Source organism: Staphylococcus sp. AS1337, from assembly GCF_051408735.1.
GTDB lineage: Bacteria > Bacillota > Bacilli > Staphylococcales > Staphylococcaceae > Staphylococcus > Staphylococcus xylosus_B.
On record NZ_JBOIHZ010000011.1, the window covers coordinates 36762 to 52723 of the forward strand.

The 15962-nt window shown below is 32.2% G+C and carries 22 protein-coding genes and 8 tRNA genes; 8 read left to right on the forward strand and 22 right to left on the reverse strand.

Translation table 11 applies throughout. The annotated features are described in order from the left end of the window. Window positions 1-26: 26 nt before the first annotated feature. The 8 genes from ACSUE0_RS13385 to ACSUE0_RS13420 form a co-directional block, all read right to left on the reverse strand. Window positions 27-440 carry a single-stranded DNA-binding protein gene (locus tag ACSUE0_RS13385; protein WP_119613239.1) on the reverse strand — a complete coding sequence of 138 codons (414 nt, stop codon included), beginning with the start codon at window positions 438-440 and terminating at the stop codon, window positions 27-29. Beyond that, window positions 440-1060 (reverse strand): DUF1071 domain-containing protein, encoded by a 621-nt coding sequence (locus ACSUE0_RS13390; protein ID WP_119613238.1) that lies wholly within the window; start codon window positions 1058-1060, stop codon window positions 440-442. The genes ACSUE0_RS13385 and ACSUE0_RS13390 overlap by 1 nt, the downstream gene beginning before the upstream one ends. Next, complete coding sequence (locus ACSUE0_RS13395) at window positions 1053-1277, reverse strand: DUF2483 family protein (protein WP_119613237.1); 225 nt, start codon at window positions 1275-1277, stop codon at window positions 1053-1055. Before ACSUE0_RS13395 ends, ACSUE0_RS13390 begins: the two co-directional genes overlap by 8 nt. Before the next feature lie 61 nt (window positions 1278-1338). After that, window positions 1339-1518, reverse strand: a complete 180-nt coding sequence (locus ACSUE0_RS13400; RefSeq protein WP_119613236.1) for a hypothetical protein — start codon at window positions 1516-1518, stop codon at window positions 1339-1341. Between the two features lie 12 nt (window positions 1519-1530). Next, entirely contained in the window at window positions 1531-1740 is a 210-nt protein-coding gene (locus tag ACSUE0_RS13405; protein WP_047172554.1) for a hypothetical protein, read from the reverse strand. A gap of 11 nt (window positions 1741-1751) precedes the next feature. Continuing rightward, window positions 1752-1961, reverse strand: coding sequence for a type II toxin-antitoxin system antitoxin TscA (gene tscA, locus ACSUE0_RS13410; RefSeq protein WP_107549500.1), 210 nt, complete (start codon window positions 1959-1961; stop codon window positions 1752-1754). A gap of 12 nt (window positions 1962-1973) precedes the next feature. After that, complete coding sequence (locus ACSUE0_RS13415) at window positions 1974-2750, reverse strand: Rha family transcriptional regulator (RefSeq protein WP_119613235.1); 777 nt, start codon at window positions 2748-2750, stop codon at window positions 1974-1976. 18 nt (window positions 2751-2768) lie between these two features. Next, a complete protein-coding gene (locus ACSUE0_RS13420) occupies window positions 2769-2999 on the reverse strand; it encodes a helix-turn-helix transcriptional regulator (protein WP_107549498.1) in 231 nt (76 codons plus the stop codon). 166 nt (window positions 3000-3165) lie between these two features. Between ACSUE0_RS13420 and ACSUE0_RS13425 the strand changes: the two genes are divergently transcribed. The 5 genes from ACSUE0_RS13425 to ACSUE0_RS13445 all read left to right on the forward strand — a co-directional run bounded on the left by ACSUE0_RS13425 (window position 3166) and on the right by ACSUE0_RS13445 (window position 6632). Continuing rightward, the gene (locus tag ACSUE0_RS13425; protein ID WP_119613234.1) at window positions 3166-3498 is read left to right on the forward strand and encodes a helix-turn-helix transcriptional regulator; all 333 of its coding nucleotides are present in this window, start codon (window positions 3166-3168) and stop codon (window positions 3496-3498) included. Window positions 3499-3509: 11 nt separating this feature from the next. Then, window positions 3510-3974, forward strand: coding sequence for an ImmA/IrrE family metallo-endopeptidase (locus ACSUE0_RS13430; protein WP_119613233.1), 465 nt, complete (start codon window positions 3510-3512; stop codon window positions 3972-3974). Window positions 3975-4059: 85 nt separating this feature from the next. Continuing rightward, window positions 4060-4857 (forward strand): hypothetical protein, encoded by a 798-nt coding sequence (locus ACSUE0_RS13435; protein WP_119613232.1) that lies wholly within the window; start codon window positions 4060-4062, stop codon window positions 4855-4857. A gap of 62 nt (window positions 4858-4919) precedes the next feature. Continuing rightward, window positions 4920-5513 (forward strand): hypothetical protein, encoded by a 594-nt coding sequence (locus tag ACSUE0_RS13440; RefSeq protein WP_182475122.1) that lies wholly within the window; start codon window positions 4920-4922, stop codon window positions 5511-5513. A 69-nt stretch (window positions 5514-5582) separates the two neighbouring features. Next, the gene (locus tag ACSUE0_RS13445; protein WP_119613231.1) at window positions 5583-6632 is read left to right on the forward strand and encodes a tyrosine-type recombinase/integrase; all 1050 of its coding nucleotides are present in this window, start codon (window positions 5583-5585) and stop codon (window positions 6630-6632) included. A gap of 52 nt (window positions 6633-6684) precedes the next feature. On the opposite strand, the gene ACSUE0_RS13450 is transcribed toward ACSUE0_RS13445, so the two are convergent. The 12 genes from ACSUE0_RS13450 to hemE all read right to left on the reverse strand — a co-directional run bounded on the left by ACSUE0_RS13450 (window position 6685) and on the right by hemE (window position 11964). Beyond that, a tRNA-Ser gene (locus tag ACSUE0_RS13450) sits at window positions 6685-6773 on the reverse strand. Between the two features lie 39 nt (window positions 6774-6812). Beyond that, window positions 6813-6884 (reverse strand) — tRNA-Glu (locus tag ACSUE0_RS13455). A gap of 1 nt (window position 6885) precedes the next feature. After that, window positions 6886-6960: transfer RNA gene (locus ACSUE0_RS13460), tRNA-Asn, on the reverse strand. A 10-nt stretch (window positions 6961-6970) separates the two neighbouring features. Continuing rightward, window positions 6971-7044 (reverse strand) — tRNA-Gly (locus ACSUE0_RS13465). Between the two features lie 13 nt (window positions 7045-7057). Then, window positions 7058-7133, reverse strand: a tRNA-His gene (locus ACSUE0_RS13470). Window positions 7134-7152: 19 nt separating this feature from the next. Then, a tRNA-Phe gene (locus ACSUE0_RS13475) sits at window positions 7153-7225 on the reverse strand. Between the two features lie 14 nt (window positions 7226-7239). Beyond that, a tRNA-Asp gene (locus tag ACSUE0_RS13480) sits at window positions 7240-7312 on the reverse strand. Between the two features lie 9 nt (window positions 7313-7321). Beyond that, window positions 7322-7395: transfer RNA gene (locus tag ACSUE0_RS13485), tRNA-Met, on the reverse strand. A gap of 375 nt (window positions 7396-7770) precedes the next feature. Next, window positions 7771-8328, reverse strand: a complete 558-nt coding sequence (locus ACSUE0_RS13490; RefSeq protein WP_436957722.1) for an RBBP9/YdeN family alpha/beta hydrolase — start codon at window positions 8326-8328, stop codon at window positions 7771-7773. Between the two features lie 180 nt (window positions 8329-8508). Then, a complete protein-coding gene (gene hemY / locus ACSUE0_RS13495; protein ID WP_436957724.1) occupies window positions 8509-9903 on the reverse strand; it encodes a protoporphyrinogen oxidase in 1395 nt (464 codons plus the stop codon). A 17-nt stretch (window positions 9904-9920) separates the two neighbouring features. Further along, on the reverse strand, window positions 9921-10844 hold the full coding sequence (gene hemH, locus ACSUE0_RS13500; RefSeq protein WP_119613228.1) for a ferrochelatase: 924 nt from the start codon (window positions 10842-10844) through the stop codon (window positions 9921-9923). Window positions 10845-10929: 85 nt separating this feature from the next. Then, window positions 10930-11964: a uroporphyrinogen decarboxylase gene (gene hemE, locus ACSUE0_RS13505; RefSeq protein WP_436957726.1), complete on the reverse strand. Its 1035-nt coding sequence runs from the start codon at window positions 11962-11964 to the stop codon at window positions 10930-10932. A 262-nt stretch (window positions 11965-12226) separates the two neighbouring features. On the opposite strand from hemE, the gene ACSUE0_RS13510 reads away from it, so the two are divergent. Further along, the gene (locus ACSUE0_RS13510) at window positions 12227-12730 is read left to right on the forward strand and encodes a signal transduction protein TRAP (protein ID WP_119613226.1); all 504 of its coding nucleotides are present in this window, start codon (window positions 12227-12229) and stop codon (window positions 12728-12730) included. Window positions 12731-12809: 79 nt separating this feature from the next. Here ACSUE0_RS13510 and ecsB read toward each other — a convergent pair whose 3' ends face one another. Together ecsB and ecsA are read right to left on the reverse strand one after the other, a co-directional pair. Then, window positions 12810-14033: an ABC transporter permease EcsB gene (gene ecsB / locus ACSUE0_RS13515; RefSeq protein ID WP_436957728.1), complete on the reverse strand. Its 1224-nt coding sequence runs from the start codon at window positions 14031-14033 to the stop codon at window positions 12810-12812. Next, window positions 14030-14767 (reverse strand): ABC transporter ATP-binding protein EcsA, encoded by a 738-nt coding sequence (gene ecsA / locus ACSUE0_RS13520; protein WP_017723161.1) that lies wholly within the window; start codon window positions 14765-14767, stop codon window positions 14030-14032. The genes ecsB and ecsA overlap by 4 nt, the downstream gene beginning before the upstream one ends. 128 nt (window positions 14768-14895) lie before the next feature. On the opposite strand from ecsA, the gene ACSUE0_RS13525 reads away from it, so the two are divergent. Both ACSUE0_RS13525 and ACSUE0_RS13530 read left to right on the forward strand, forming a co-directional pair. Continuing rightward, complete coding sequence (locus ACSUE0_RS13525; protein ID WP_119613224.1) at window positions 14896-15321, forward strand: HIT family protein; 426 nt, start codon at window positions 14896-14898, stop codon at window positions 15319-15321. A 79-nt stretch (window positions 15322-15400) separates the two neighbouring features. Next, window positions 15401-15772 carry a YtxH domain-containing protein gene (locus tag ACSUE0_RS13530; RefSeq protein WP_119613223.1) on the forward strand — a complete coding sequence of 124 codons (372 nt, stop codon included), beginning with the start codon at window positions 15401-15403 and terminating at the stop codon, window positions 15770-15772. Window positions 15773-15962 lie beyond the last annotated feature (190 nt).

The following is a 15962-nucleotide window of genomic DNA, read 5'->3' on the forward strand; positions in this document are numbered from 1 at the left end:
CATCACCTTATTTATATTTCATGCAGTTAAAATGGTAAATCGTCATCTTGGATATCAACTGGACCGTTTGCGTTGGCAAAAGGATTATCATTTGTCGGTTTCTGTGTTTGGGACTGCTTACTTTGTTGTTTTCGTTCTACAAAAGTTACTTGGTTAACTGCAATATCTGTTGTGAATACTCGATTTCCTTCTTTGTTCTCATAGCTTCCAGTTTGTACCGAACCAGTGATACCTATTTTCTGACCTTTACTAAAGTTGTTAGCAATGATTTCGGCAGTTTTACCAAATGCTACGCAAGTTATAAAATCTGACTCATACTCTCCTGTTTGCTTGTTCTTAAACGCTCGTTGTATCGCTACTCTAAAATTAACTACATTGTTGTTTTGTCCCTTTAATTCTGGATCTGCTACTAAATTACCTACTCCATTAAATTGATTCATTATTCATTCTCCTTGTCTAATTGTTTTAATCCTGCGTCTAATTTCGAATGTGCATTTGCAATTTCTTTTTGTGAAACTTTATTAATCGCTTGAATACCTAACCAACGCATTGTTTTATCTAATGTCGCATCTCTACCGTTTTCTTGTGATATAGATACAAATTGATTTATTTTATCTTTTAATTCAGTGATATCTGTTTTGTTTGCTTCTGGCGCTTCTTCTCCGTGATATAGATAAAGTCCTATGCCATGTAATGCTGCTGCTTTAACAAAAGCGCGTTTATATGTTTTATTTATTTGGAACATATCTGCTTGTTTGAATGGTACTGATTTGTTTTTAAAATCTAATACTGGCAACGTTTCTGTCTTAGTTAAACCCTTTAATGTGATTGATACTGTTACGCTATATCCTTCTGGACTTGCTAGGTATGGAACGAAATATTGTTCATTTGTCACATCAGGATGTGGATATTCATGTATCTTCATTTCATAGTTAGGGTCAATCTTCATTAACTCTTGGTGTGCATATGACCATGCTAGGTATGACAAACCTTGTTTTTTCTCTACATGATCGTTTACATCCATTGAGTTAAGTTGGTTAAATAATGTTTGTTCAGTCATCTTGTACCTCCTCATATTCAGTTGTTTCTATGACTGTCTTTTTTATCGCTATGTGATAATCCATATTGATACTTGCTTCTTCCATACCGTTAAACTCTCTCGCTCTATTTCTGTTCGTGGAATAACTAGTCTCTGGATTAGTATCACTAGGCTTGTTTGTTATATAAATTGGTATTTCTCTGTGTCGAATGATATAAGTTATTGTTTCCTTCGCCATTTGACGAAACACCTCTATTCCATGTATATTTAAGTTATATATTTTAAAAATATTTGGACTGTTAAGCATTGCCGTGCTTAGCGGTCTTTTTTATTGCCTTGAAAAACTCTGGCCAAAACCAACAGTATGCTATGAAGAATGTTGCAAAGTAGATTACTGTTAGATAAATAAAATCACTTGTAAATATGAATGAAAGTGACATTACAAAAATTGATGTTAAAACTGATAAAATACCGTTCATAAACTTACCTCCTTATAAATTCGTTTCTTTCACAAAAATGTTTGATTCTATAAAATCAATTGCTGGTCTAATCTTCACGTAACGTTTGTTACCTTTGCCAAAACGATACATACACTCTTTTTGAAACTCTGCGTTTGAATAAACGTGTTTTTCTAAATCATTTTTTGAAATACCACTAACTTTTATAAATTCTTTTGCGTCTGCAAATCCGATAAATTCCATTCTGTTTCCTCCTATTGTTCAATTGTTATTTCAAAATGTTTTTCAATTTCCTGTACTGCCCAATACATAACTTCTTCTAAATGCCTCTCTCTGCTAATCTCGAGTGTTTTAACCACTCCACCTTCTTCAATAGAATGTTCAAACGTTTCAGATTTATCGTTGATATTCATTTCTAAGATGTAATGTATATACGTAAGCAATTCTTTTTGTTCTTGTGTCATTATTTAATCCCCCTATATTTCGAATTGGCTAATATCTAGGCCATACTTGATTGCCATGCTTTTAATAACTGAAATGTAAATCTCAATTAATCTTGGCTCATCATTAATCACATCTAATTTAGAAACTTTATTTATCTGAGATTTAGTAGCACCTTTTGCTAACATTTTTGCTCTACGGTTATTCAACCTTTGATCTAACTTACAGCGTCCCTTTTCTTCTAATAACTTGTACGCTTCTGTACGAACTGTTTTATGTTTATCTCCTCCACCTAAGTGTTGAGCAATTGCACCTAAAATTTTGTTTGTGTCGTTTCTCCAATTCTTAGTTTCAAGGCCTACTATATTGCGAATACCTGTAACTTCCGTTTCAATACGTTTGTTAAACTCTTGTTGTTCTTCTTGTATTTGCACGAACATCTTAATAGCTTCTAATTGGCTAGTAGGTGCATTGAGTTGTGATTGTTCTTTAATGTGATTTTGCATTTCATGAAACGCATTAACATATGTTGCAGTGAACAATATCCCTTTTTCTCCAGTCATTTTGTTAGCTACCATGTCACAACCTTTTTTAGTTAATAGGTAGTGTTTGTAATTTTGATTGTTTCCACCTAAATAAGTTGATTGAATAAAATAATCATCAAGGCTCAATTTTGAGCTTTGCAAAATTACACTTTCGTAATTCTCTATATCCCTAATTAAATTCTTGTGTTGCTTTCCTACCATTTCTGCTACTTCTCTACTGTCTACATATAATTCGTTGTTTTGTTTTACAATTTGTAATTCTTGCATTTATTTTCCTCCTATAATTTATTTCGGTTTTTCCGAATCGAATTCTAAAAAAATATTAGCGACTTTAATGTCTAAAGCGTCCGCTAATTTTTTTACTGTCTTAAAGTTAGCATTTTGTATATTGTTAACATCTTTTTCGAATAAATATATTGTTCTTTCGTTAACGCCAGACTTTGCAGCTAAAGCAACTTTAGTGTAACCTTTAAGACCGCGCCATTCTTTTAAAGTTAGAACGGTATTTTCATTCATTTTTTTCACCCCTTTCGAAAAGGTTAACCACATTGTACCATTACGGTTTTTCCGAAGTCAAGCATTATATTTCATTTTTACCGAAAAAATATTTCGGATTTCCTGTTGTAAATATCTGACAATAATGTATAATATAGGTACAAACTATTTTTAGGAGGTAACATAAATGTTTAGCCAAAATTTAAAATACTTAAGAAATAAACATAATATGGAACAAATTGATCTAGCACACAAACTAGGAAGAAAAAGCGCATCTAGTATTAGCGAATGGGAAAAAGGCAAATATACTCCTAAAATGCAAACATTAGTTGAAATAGCATCTATATTCAACGTCAATATAGATGATTTAATGGGAGAAGACTTATCTTCTTCTAAAGAATCAAAACCTAAAAATGCTTTTGAAACCATCGCTGCTCATTTAGATGGTGATTTAACAGAAGAAGAATGGCAAGAGATATTGGATTATGCAGAATTCGTTAAAAGCAAGCGTAAAAAATAAGGAGTGTTTCCATGAGAAATTATGAAAATTTATTGGCAGAGTATGATGACGAAATCATTATTGAGGAAACCAATTTGAAGAAGGGTCTTGCTGGTTTATATTTAGGTGAAGTCATCCTTATTGAAAAACGCATGAATTCTGTAAATAAACTCGAAACTTTGTATGAGGAAATTGGACATCATTTAGTTACATATGGAGATATTCGAGATCAATCCAAAATGTTAAATCGAAAATTTGAATTAAAAGCAAGACGTTTAGGTTCTGAATTAGCTATTTCGCTTGATGGAATTATTGATGCTTTCTATCACGGAGTACATAACTTATTTGAGATGTCAGAATATTTTAACGTTTCAGAGGAATATGTATTAAATGCATTAAATCATTATAGAATGAAATATGGTTTAGATGTATATTACAAGGGTTATGTAATTAAATTCGAACCTTTACAAGTATTTAAACATGAGAATTGGGAGTAACTAACCTGCCCTCGCACGTCATACACGTGTATACTAATGTAGGTTGTTCAATATAGATTAATTTTATTATTAAGGAGAATGCATAATGGGAAAGCAAGACACACTTACCTTTAAGGAAACTATGGTGGAAGGAGATTATTTAAGAACTCTAACGAAAGAACAGAAAAAAGAGTACAAGAAAAAATCAGTGGAAGAAAAAAGAAAAATCATCCATGAATTTAACCCGCAAAAATTTGAACAATCCAACAATGATGGTAATAAAATCTTTAATTGGATTAAGAAACACAAAATTTGGAGTGGTATTATAATATTGTTACTTATCGGTGGCATTGGAAGTATTTTTACTGATTCCGAAAATACAGAATCAGAAGAACCTAAAAAAGAAACTACAAGCAAAGAGAATACAAAAAACACATCTAATACAAACGATAATAAAAAAGAACAGGAATCAAAAGGAAAATCTCAAGATAAAAAAGATAAAGACATCACACATATAAAACAAGATGGCTATGACGTTTATGAGAGAGATGCTGGCATGCCGCTCAGTGAAAATTCATCTGTAAAACATTTCTCAATGGAAATGAGCAATAAACTGAAAGAAGATCACCAAAATATTGAGCAAGGTGCAATTTTTAAAGATATTATGAAATTTGAAGATGAAAAAGGTAATGAAACTAAAATGGTAGCTTCAATTGTTTATGTTTCAAAAGAATCAATAAACGAAATAAACTACAAAAATTGGCCTAAAAATCCCGAATCATTATATGATGTTGCAGATGGTATAGTATTTCACGCTTACATCAATAACAACGATGTGGCTAAAACAAGAAACCAAGATGAAATACCACAACAATTTTACGACATGTTAGGTGAAGAAAAATAATTAAACGATTATTTAACTCTATCTTGGATATTTTTAAAATTTATTATTAAGGAGAATGTAGAATGAAAAAGTTTTTATTTTTATTACTAACTAGTTTTTTAGTTTTAGCAGCGTGTGGACAAGAAGAAAGTAAATCTGAAGACAAAAAGGAAACTAAGTCATCAGATAAAGATGCTAAGAAGGACAATGAGAAAAAGTCTGAAAATAAAAAAGATAAAAAATCTAATGATGAACGTAAATCAGATGATAAAAAAGATGAATCTGAAGAAGTAGCTAGTAACAATGAAAAACAAAACCAACAAGCACAAGTTGAACAATCACAAGAGCAACAGCAACAAGGACAGCAAAATTCACAGCAACCTACGCAAGAAATACAAGGTGGTAATGACGCTGGTGCCTCAGAAGAACAGCAAGCCTTTTTAAGAGAAAGTGATCCAGAATATTATTCAGAAGTTGATGAAAATTATATAAACAGAGACGCAGAATTTTATGATAATTTACCTCAATCGGAACAAGATAAACTTAAAAGACACACAGATAATATGGCTGATGCTGACGAAGATGACCCACGATGGGATGAACAATTAGAAATCAATATGAGAGATGACATTTCTGATGAAGAAAGAAGAGAGTTATCTGACCAAGTTTGGGATTAAATTAATAATTATAAGGGCATTTAACTATGCCCTATATATTTTTATCTTTTTTAGGAGGAATCAACTAATATGGCAACATTTACAATAACAAAACGAAAAAATAAAACATCTACCTCATGGCAATATGATGTGAAAGACGCTAGTTTTAAATCTGGTAAAAAGCGTAAGTCTGGATTCAAAACGAAAGCAGAAGCTACTAACGCAGCACAACAATTAATTAGAGATTTAGAAGATGGTAATAAAATTGAAGATAATAAAACGTTCGAAACTTATTATAATGACTGGTTAGAAATTAAAAATAAAAAAGACTTGTCCCCTCGTCAATATTATTGGTATGAACGGTCACTTAAATTATTTAATGAATATTTTGGAGAGAAAATATTATTAAAAAATATAAAACGTACTGAATATCAGAAATTCTTAAATAATTATGGTAAAGGACATGCAGATGAAACAGTAAGGAAAGTAAATGGTTGTATTGGTCCGTGTTTACGAGAAGCAGTATATGATGGTTATATAAAAAAAGACCCCACCTTCAATGTAACTGTAAAAGGTACTGTAGAAGCTAAAGAGGAACATTTTAAGTATATGAGCATTAAAAATTATTTAGATATGATGGAATTTTTCAAAAGCAAAAATGAACAAAGTTATATTTTCTTATACTTATTAGCAATCACTGGAGCAAGGTATAGTGATGCAATTAACATGAATTACGATGACCTAAATAAAGGAAATGGTGTTATACATTTACCTGGGACAAAAACTAAAAATTCAAAAAGAGATGTTGAAGTAAATCAGAAAGATATAATGTTAATCAATTCTAAGTTATCTAACTTACCTCGTAGAATTGATGGAAAGTTATTTGCTTTAAGTCATACTGCAGTAAATAAATCTTTTAAGCACGCGAAAAAAGTTATTGGATTAGATGATGATAATGTAACCCCCTACTCACTTAGACACACTCACACATCTTATTTACTTTCTAAGGGCTTACCTATCGAATATATTAGTAAACGTTTAGGACATGCCAGCATATCAATAACTTTAGATACGTACTCTCACTTGTTAGAAGAACATAAAAAAGAGCAAGGCCAACGTGTCAGAGAATTATTCTCTTGACACATATTTGACACTTGCTCTTATTAAAGCCTATTATACCAAGCTTTATGTACGGAGAGTGAGGGATTCGAACCCTCGAGACGCTTGTGGCGCCTACACACTTTCCAGGCGTGCTCCTTCGGCCAACTCGGACAACTCTCCATATAAAAAAACAGAAGCGATATTTCACTTCTGTTTGTATGACCCCGACGGGACTCGAACCCGTGTTACCGCCGTGAAAGGGCGGTGTCTTAACCGCTTGACCACGGGGCCATGGCTCCACAGGTAGGACTCGAACCTACGACCGATCGGTTAACAGCCGATAGCTCTACCACTGAGCTACTGTGGAATAATTATAATGGAGCGGGTGATGGGAATCGAACCCACAACATCAGCTTGGAAGGCTGAGGTTTTGCCATTAAACTACACCCGCATTTTAACGATTATGGGGCGGATGATGGGAATCGAACCCACGAGTGTCGGAACCACAATCCGATGCGTTAACCACTTCGCCACAACCGCCAAAGTAAAAATTAAAGAATGGTTCAGGACAGAGTCGAACTGCCGACACATGGAGCTTCAATCCATTGCTCTACCAACTGAGCTACTGAACCATAATTAAAAATGACGGTCCCGATGGGATTCGAACCCACGATCTCCTGCGTGACAGGCAGGCGTGTTAACCGCTACACTACGGGACCTTTTGAAAATTGCGGGAGGCGGATTTGAACCACCGACCTTCGGGTTATGAGCCCGACGAGCTACCGAACTGCTCCATCCCGCGTTAATATTATTAATGACGACTACCAATTAAATATACCATAAATGTCAACTTAATGTCAACGTTTTTTTAAAATAATTTACATTGGCTTAATAAGTTTTAAAACTAAGTATGATAGTGGCTGTTTGCACATCACCTATCAAATAAGACTAACTCAGTATATAAAGATTTCATGGTTTAGTCAATGGATTTTAAAAACTAATTTGTGTAAAAATGGTTTTTAATAATATTATTTTAATTTTAGTTCCTTTTTTATATAAAAAACTAGTAACTTCGTCAATTTTTTTATAGTTTTTAGACATTATATCAATCAAAAAGCGTAACAGTAGTTCAATAGATATAGACCTTCCACCTAAATAACTCTATTTAAGATTGTATTTATTGACTCATAATACCTTGTATTTTACTTTGCAATCTTGTAAATGTTGTAAATCCATCATCTTCCATAAAATGCCCGCCATATTCAGTTACTTTACATTTTCCACCTAATGTATCCATTAACCTTTTAGTTTCTTCATATGATACGCATTTATCGTCCCTAGCGCATAAACCATAAAAAGATTCCACTCTTTCTTTAACTTGTTCATAATCGATTTGAAGTTTTTCTGTGTAAGCTAATTCATCCGGTATTTGAACATCTTCCATAAATCCTGAAATACTAAACAAACCTTCTATATAATTTGCATCCACTTCTTCAATAAATTTTAATGATGCTAAAGTACCAAAGCCATGCGTAACAAAATAAGTTTCATATTTATTAATTTGAATTTGTTGCTTCATTTCACTTACCCATTTTTCGATTTTGCTATCTTTCTCATATGGTAAATTAAATAATGTTACATTATAGCCTTCTAATCTAAGATTATTTGCTAGCCAATCATACCAATGATTTGATGCATCGCCATATTTTGAATGTACTATTACGATATCAGTCATAAATATCCCCCACTTTATCTGAATCACATTAGCTATCTAATATACTAATTTTACAACTATTTCATTATCTCATATATTAATTTGAATTATAAATAATTATATATCCATAATTAAAAAACCGTAGCATCTATATAACTATTCGATAAATAGATGCTACGGTTAATTGTTGTGATTTAATTATTATAATTCTGCTAATAACTCTTCTACAGCATTTTTACCTTGTTGAATACAATCAGGTAAACCTACCGCTTCGAATGATGCACCTGTAATACGTAGTTTTGGATAATTTTGTTTAATATGTGTTTGTATTGATCTAATTTTATTGATATGACCAATGTGGTACTGTGGCATACTTTTAGGTAATCTGTTTACAATACTAAAGTCTGGAGCACCTTTAAATGTCATCATCTGGTTTAAATCTTTTTTAACAATATTAACTAATTCTTCATCTGTGTGATCATCTACAACTGTATCATTAGGCTTACCTACATAAGCACGTATAAGTACTTTGCCTTCAGGTGTCGTAAATGGCCATTTCTTACTTGTCCATGTACAAGCTGTTATGTCGGTTTCACTTGTACGTGCAATGACAAAGCCAGTACCGTCGTATGTGTTTTCAATATTTTTTTCATCAAAGGCCAATACAACAGTGGCCACTGTTGTACAATCCATAGATTTAAAATAATCAAATGCAGGATCATTTCCAAACCATTGCATAAATGTTTGATGTGGTGTGGTCACTAACACACTATCGTAAGTGTCTTTATTTTCTCCAATGATAACTTCATAATTATTTTGTGTAGTTATGATATCTTTAATTGGCGTTTGATATTTAATTTCAACACCTTGATTGATAACATATTCAGTCAAATATTCTATAAATGAACTAAGTCCATGTTTAAACTGTTTAAATTGTCCTTTAGGTGCACCTGGGTATAATTGACGCTGCTTTTGGCGCTGTATTTTTTCATGTCTCATGCCTTTAATCAAACTACCAAATTGTTCTTCCCTCTGCTTAAACTCGGGAAAAGTACTCATTAAACTTAAATCATCGATATTTGTACCATAAATACCACCCATTAAGGGCTCAATTAGATTTTCTAGTACCTCATCACCCAAACGTTCTCGGAAAAATGCGCCAACAGAAATATCTTCATCCATTTTTGTTGGCTTTTTAAATAAATCTAATCCAGCACGTATTTTTCCTTTGGGAGATATTAACTTTGTCTTTAAAAATGGTTTTATATCTGTTGGTACGCCTAGTATAGACCCACCAGGTATTGGAAATAATTTATTCTTTGCATAGATATAAGACTGTCCAGTTTGATTGGTAACCAAATCATTTTCTAAACCAATCTCTTGAGCGATATTAGTCATAATTTGTTTGCGACCTAAATAAGATTCTGGGCCTAACTCAATAGTATAACCATCTTTTCTATATGTTTGGATTTTTCCACCAGTTCTATTAGAAGATTCGTATATAGTTACGTCTACATCGGGACGTAATTTTTTTATAAAATAAGCACTAGATAATCCTGTAATACCAGCACCAATTATTGCGATACTTTTACCCAAATTAATTCACGCTTCCTTTAATAAACATTTTTTACTTCGTCAACGATTGCACCGATGAACAATGGATCTGTATTAGGCATTGAAGGTCTGTAATAATTTACTCCTAGTTCATCACAAACCACTTTACATTCATAATCGTTATCAAATAATACTTCTAAATGTTCGCAAACAAATCCTACTGGTGTATATATGAAATGCTTGTATCCATGTGTTTCATACAAAGATTTCGTCAAAACTTGAACATCTGGTCCTAACCATGGCGTGCCCGTATTACCTTCAGATTGCCATCCTTCTGCCACATGAATGATATCAGATTGTTCCTCTAATAATTGTGCAGTATGATGCAATTCATTCGGATAAGGATCATTATTTTTCTCAATCAATCCTTTAGGCAAGCTATGAGCCGATACTACTAAGACGGTTTCATCGTGCTCTTCACGAGGGATTCTTGTTAGTGTTTCATTAATTTTTTCAGTCCAGTATTGTATAAATTTAGGCTGTTGATAATAATGCGCTACATGTTTAAATTGAATACCGAATTTATCTGCTTCTTTTTGGGCACGTGTATTATAAGATCCCACTGAAAAACTTGAATAGTGTGGCGCTAATACAACCGTAACTGCTTCATCTATACCATCTTCATGCATTGATTGTACTGCATCTTCTATAAATGGAGAGATGTGCTTCAAGCCTATATAAAGTTTAAATTGCACTTTATCATATGCTTCATTGAGCGCGTCTCGTAAAGCTTCAGCTTGTCTATTTGTTGTACCTGCTAAAGGAGACAGTCCTCCTATAAATTGGTATCTATCTTTTAAATCTTGTAATTCTGCATCAGTCGGCTTTTTACCATGTCTAATATCAGTGTAATATGGTTCAATATCACTCTCTTTATATGGTGTACCGTAAGCCATTACTAATAAGCCTATCGTTTTTGTCATTTTAAAATCATCCTCTTGTATAATAAATTTTAGATGTATATGACATAAGTATTTGTAAATCTTGGTAGCCAATGTTTATGTCGTACTATCTTTGTGTATATTCATGTACAAACGTAGTCACTCGTTTTAAAGTTTCAGGTTTCACCTCTGGAAAGACACCATGGCCTAAATTGAAAATATGTTTCCCGTGCTCCATACCTTGATCTAAAATCACTTTTAGTCTTTCTTCTATAACGTCCCAAGGTGCTAATAACAGAGATGGATCTAAATTACCCTGTAACGTTTTATTAATATTCATCTCATTTGCCTCTTTAATAGATAAACGCCAATCTAAACCTAGAACATCGATTGGTAAAGAATTCCATTCATCGGCTAAATGACTCGCGCCAACTCCAAACAAAATAACTGGCACATTATATTTTGCTTTTATACCACTAATCAACTTATTCATAGCTGGTTTTATATAATAACAATAATCTTGAACATTTAGTGCTCCCACCCAAGAATCAAATACTTGAATGATTTGGGCACCCGCTTCTACTTGAGCGGCAGTATAAGTGATAGACATGTCAACAAGATGATCCATTAAAGCGAACCATGTTGCTTCGTCACTATACATCATTGCCTTTGTAAAATTATAATTTTTTGAAGGTCCGCCTTCAATCATATAACTTGCTAAAGTGAATGGTGCGCCAGTAAAACCTATTAAAGGTACATTTAACTTTTCTTCAGTTAATAATTTTATTGTATCTAAAACATAAGGTACGTCTCGTTTTGGATTTATAGTGCCTAGTTTCTCAACATCTTGAATATTTTTTATTGGATTATGAATAACAGGACCAATGCCTGATTTTATTTCAACGTCTACACCAATTGGTTGTAGTGGCGTCATAATATCTTTATAAAGTACTGCTGCATCTGTATTATAATTATCTACAGGTAAATGTGTTACATATGCACACAATTCTGGTTGGTGCGTAATTTCAAATAATGAATACTTTTCTTTTAATTTTCTATATTCAGGTTGTGACCTCCCTGCTTGTCGCATAAACCATACTGGAGTGTGCGACACAGCTTCACCATTAATCATATTTAGGATTGTATTATTTTTATTATGCACCTTGTAATCCTCCTACATTGTAATCATTCTTATCTATAATACCATACTGCATTATTACTCGTATTTCATTGTGCTTAAATGTCATAAAAAAGACAAACTGTTAGCTTTTCACGATTTAATCATTTGACTATTGTTTTATAATAGAAATCAATTATAATGTTATCAAAGCTTATTTTATATCTATTTGAAAAATTAGATATATCTATAGTAAGGTATAGTAGTTAACTATACTTTCATAAACAAAGCAAGGGGGAAAATCTTTATGAAAATTTTTGCATCTTATGGGACGTTTGGTTATTTAAATCAAATTAGACTAAATAATCCTGACCATAACTTATTACAATTTTCTGCATCAGATTCTTCAGTGATTTTGGAAGAAACAGATGAAAAATCAGTATTAAAACAGCCTTTAATTTATGACATCCTTGAGTCTGAGGGAGACTTAAACGCAAACCATTTTTATTCTGTAATCTTTGTACCGACATCAGAAGATCATGCCTATCAACTAGAAAAAAGATTAGAAAATTTAACTACTGATTTCAAACAATTTGCAGGTTATAGATGCTACCGTTTCTTAAAACCAGAGAATGGGTTAACTTATAAAATTTACTTTGGTTTTGAAAGCAGGACAGCTTATGAAGACTTTAAAGCTTCCTCTGTTTTCAAAGATAATTTTGATAAACTTGCGCTTAGTCAATTCTTTGGCTCTAGTGGTCAACATTCAAGTTATTTCGAAAGATATCTCTTCCCAATCGATGATAACTAATTTTTCGTAAAGATAATAATCAAAATAAAATGGTCGTTGCTCATTTCATTTAATGATGTATTGAGTAACGACCACTTTTTTAATCTTTTAATAATGATTCTTGATATTTAAGTTTTTTGACTACATTTCTGATGGTTAACCACCCTACTAAAAAGAATAACAAGCCATAATAGCTATACATCGGTAATGTGATTGCATAAACGATTACAAACAATACCCCAACAATAAACATGAGTCTATATAGAAATTGTTCATAACCTTTTATTACTTTAGTATCCGGACTCGGCCAAACTTGTGGCCACAATCCATAAGCTTGCTGCGTATAAAACTGAGCCATTTGTAATAAAACTATATACATAAAAAGACTACCTATGATTAGAGTAATTAACGGTTGAGCTAACCAAAACATTAAAATCATCGCTAATACAACTAATCTTAATATTATGTTAAACGCATCTTTTCCTCTTGCAAAACTTCTAATAAATAAATAAAGATACATATAGTTTTCATTAAATTTCTTATTTTTCGGCGTAATTAACAATGGATCAAGATAACTCCTACGTACTGCCGTTTCCTTTAAATGCTTAACATCGGTAAACATATTCACAAATTTATAATAATTCATATGATGTTGTTGTTCTGATTTAATCATTCTTTCCCAAGGGAATAATTGATTTTTATTTTGATATTTAAGCAAAATGGCTAATCCAATTAATACGAACATAGAGGTTAAGCTAGATAAATTTTTTGCATCTAACGCAACATAGTATCCCGAAGCATAAACGATAAACAATACAAGATGGAGAGACCAACTTTCTAATTTATACTTGTACCATTGCCATTTCACTAATAATCCTAAATAAGGCATAACTAGCATTAACACAGCAAACAGTATATAAAATTCAAATGATCGGTTATTTATTACGAAAAACAGTGGAAAAAGTACGATTAAAATTACAAGCTGAAGTCCTATTCGGGAAAAATAACTATAAACTAGCGATTGTGTCATGTATATTTCCATATTTTTTTCGAAGGGTAATAAAAACAACCTATCCGCATCTTTCAGTAAAGTCCTTAATGGAAACATTGAGGTAATAGCCACAATAACACTCGCAATCAAAGCATAATTAATATGTTTCGGAATAGACTTTAACCAATCACCATACCCTAATATAAATGCACCTAATAAAATTACAAGGAATACTGAAAAATGGCCATTGAAAATAAATTTATTATAAAATTGCTTTTCTTTACTGATTTCTTTTTTTCTACTAGAAAATAATTGCTTAGCATCCTGCGTCATGAATTATTGCCACCTTGTGTTACATGGATGTATATCTCATCTAGTGTTTTACCTTCTAAGCCTGTCTGCTTTCGAAGTTCTTCCAAATTTCCGAAAGCAACTATTTCTCCTTCATCCATGATTAAAAATCGATCACAATATCTTTCCGCAGTTGCTAAAATGTGTGTGCTCATTAAAACTGTTCGATTTTCATTCTTTTTCTCAACCATTAAATCTAACATTGATTGAATTCCTAAAGGATCTAAACCTAAAAATGGTTCATCAATAATGTATAGTTCAGGATCTACTATAAAAGCACATATTATCATTACTTTTTGTTTCATTCCTTTAGAAAAATGACTTGGGAAGATATCTAACTCATCTTCTAATCTAAAAGTCTTAAGTAATGGGCGTGCTCGTTCCATTGCTTCTTCCCTACTAATATTGTAAGCCATAGCCGTCATATAAATGTGTTCTTGTAATGTTAGTTCTTCGTATATGACTGGCGATTCAGGAATATATGATAATTTCCTTCTATAAGTCTCGACATCTTGATTAATGTTGATATCTGAAATAGTTAGACTACCTTCCATTGGGGTCAGTAATCCTAACATATGTTTAATTGTTGTACTCTTTCCTGCACCGTTCAACCCAATAAGACCAACAATTTCTCCTTGATTGAGTTCAAAATTTATATTTTTAATTACAGGTCGTTTACCATATCCACCTGTTAAATGTTCTACTTTTACTGTCATATGGCACCTCCACAATTTATATTGTATCAAAAATTAAGCTTTAGGTATAAATTTATTGCGAAAACTGACGTGAATAATATAGTAATGCTATAATAGGCAGTAACAATCTTACAAGGAGTGAAGCTTTTATGTCAGAAACAGTGTTCAGTAAAATTATTGATGGTGAAATTCCGAGTTATAAAGTATATGAAGATGAATACGTATATGCATTCTTAGACATTTCACAAGTTACAAAAGGTCACACATTATTAGTACCAAAGAAAGCATCTGCAAATATTTTTGAAACTGATAGTGAAACTATGACACATATCGGTGTTGCTTTACCAAAAGTAGCAAATGCTATTAAATCAGCTTTTAACCCTGATGGATTAAATATTATACAAAATAATGGCGAATTTGCCGATCAATCTGTTTTCCATCTTCATTTCCATTTATTACCAAGATATGAAAACGATGTGGATGGATTCGGTTATAAATGGGAAACACATGCAGAAAGTATCGATGATGAACAAAAGGCAAAAATCGCAGAAGAGATAACTGCTCACTTCGATTAAAAATGCTTACCTTATAACATATGGGGTATATAAAAATTATTAACCGTTGAGATATTATTTAGAAATGAGGAGAATTTTTATGAAAACAGCTCAAATATTATTAGGTCTAGGTGCTGGAGTTGCTACTGGTCTAGGCGTAGCGTTGATGAATCGTGATAAAAAAGATTCTAATGAATATATTGAACACGCAAAAAAACCGGTGGGTGCTGAGTCTGAGTTTGATAGAGAAATCAATACAATTAAACAAAGTATAAACGACATCACTAACTATATTGCTCAAATAAAGTCTGAAGGTACTGAATTTGGTAGTTCAATAGGTGATGAAGTTAAAACAATGATTGGTGATTTCAAATCAGATATAGACCCTAATATCGAAAAACTACAATCTCATATAGAAAACCTTCAAAACCGCGGAGAAGAAATTACTAAAGCGTTCGAAAAAGATAATTAAGTTTATCATGACTCGGTTTAAACTCTGTTACTAACATTTCTGAACTGCAATTCACCCTTTATTTGTGTGAGTTGCAGTTCTTTTTTAATTTTTAGCTATTCAGACTTAAAGCGTAATATAGTACTTAAATTTAAGTGTATTACTAGAAACAAATTTATCTTGACGTTTTTTCTATTAAGATAGATAATAC

Coding starts and splice junctions, on each gene's coding strand:
- ecsA (WP_017723161.1), bottom strand. CDS start 14,767: ATGACAGTAAAAGTAGAACATTTAACAGGTGGATATGGTAAACGACCT.
- ACSUE0_RS13430 (WP_119613233.1), top strand. CDS start 3,510: ATGAGAAATTATGAAAATTTATTGGCAGAGTATGATGACGAAATCATT.
- ACSUE0_RS13395 (WP_119613237.1), bottom strand. CDS start 1,277: ATGGCGAAGGAAACAATAACTTATATCATTCGACACAGAGAAATACCA.
- ACSUE0_RS13490 (WP_436957722.1), bottom strand. CDS start 8,328: ATGACTGATATCGTAATAGTACATTCAAAATATGGCGATGCATCAAAT.
- ecsB (WP_436957728.1), bottom strand. CDS start 14,033: ATGACGCAGGATGCTAAGCAATTATTTTCTAGTAGAAAAAAAGAAATC.
- ACSUE0_RS13420 (WP_107549498.1), bottom strand. CDS start 2,999: ATGAATGAAAATACCGTTCTAACTTTAAAAGAATGGCGCGGTCTTAAA.
- ACSUE0_RS13510 (WP_119613226.1), top strand. CDS start 12,227: ATGAAAATTTTTGCATCTTATGGGACGTTTGGTTATTTAAATCAAATT.
- ACSUE0_RS13425 (WP_119613234.1), top strand. CDS start 3,166: ATGTTTAGCCAAAATTTAAAATACTTAAGAAATAAACATAATATGGAA.
- ACSUE0_RS13405 (WP_047172554.1), bottom strand. CDS start 1,740: ATGGAATTTATCGGATTTGCAGACGCAAAAGAATTTATAAAAGTTAGT.
- ACSUE0_RS13415 (WP_119613235.1), bottom strand. CDS start 2,750: ATGCAAGAATTACAAATTGTAAAACAAAACAACGAATTATATGTAGAC.
- ACSUE0_RS13390 (WP_119613238.1), bottom strand. CDS start 1,060: ATGACTGAACAAACATTATTTAACCAACTTAACTCAATGGATGTAAAC.
- ACSUE0_RS13435 (WP_119613232.1), top strand. CDS start 4,060: ATGGGAAAGCAAGACACACTTACCTTTAAGGAAACTATGGTGGAAGGA.
- hemH (WP_119613228.1), bottom strand. CDS start 10,844: ATGACAAAAACGATAGGCTTATTAGTAATGGCTTACGGTACACCATAT.
- ACSUE0_RS13445 (WP_119613231.1), top strand. CDS start 5,583: ATGGCAACATTTACAATAACAAAACGAAAAAATAAAACATCTACCTCA.
- ACSUE0_RS13385 (WP_119613239.1), bottom strand. CDS start 440: ATGAATCAATTTAATGGAGTAGGTAATTTAGTAGCAGATCCAGAATTA.
- ACSUE0_RS13525 (WP_119613224.1), top strand. CDS start 14,896: ATGTCAGAAACAGTGTTCAGTAAAATTATTGATGGTGAAATTCCGAGT.
- ACSUE0_RS13440 (WP_182475122.1), top strand. CDS start 4,920: ATGAAAAAGTTTTTATTTTTATTACTAACTAGTTTTTTAGTTTTAGCA.
- tscA (WP_107549500.1), bottom strand. CDS start 1,961: ATGACACAAGAACAAAAAGAATTGCTTACGTATATACATTACATCTTA.
- ACSUE0_RS13530 (WP_119613223.1), top strand. CDS start 15,401: ATGAAAACAGCTCAAATATTATTAGGTCTAGGTGCTGGAGTTGCTACT.
- ACSUE0_RS13400 (WP_119613236.1), bottom strand. CDS start 1,518: ATGAACGGTATTTTATCAGTTTTAACATCAATTTTTGTAATGTCACTT.